The organism is Comamonas sp. B-9, assembly GCF_000410635.1.
Classification (GTDB): domain Bacteria; phylum Pseudomonadota; class Gammaproteobacteria; order Burkholderiales; family Burkholderiaceae_C; genus Comamonas.
The window spans coordinates 1-207 of sequence record NZ_APCR01000578.1 but is presented as its reverse complement, the minus strand read 5'-3'; the positions used below and the strand labels follow the sequence as shown (position 1 = coordinate 207).

Annotated in this window: 1 protein-coding gene; it reads left to right on the top strand. The window is 60.4% G+C overall.

The genetic code is table 11. From position 1 onward, the window contains the following. A partial coding sequence (locus tag H928_RS26335) for an ATP-binding protein (protein WP_043338923.1) occupies positions 1-207 on the top strand: 207 nt, incomplete at both ends.

Genomic DNA, 207 nt, shown 5'->3' with positions numbered 1-207 from the left:
CAAGGCCAAGACCTTGACCATCACCGACACCGGCATCGGCATGACCACGCAAGAGGCCATCGACAACCTGGGCACGATTGCCAAGAGCGGCACCAAGGCCTTCATGGACAAGCTCAGTGGCGACCAGAAGGCCGATTCGCAGCTGATCGGCCAGTTCGGCGTGGGCTTTTACTCGGGCTTCATCGTGGCCGACAAGATCACCGTCGA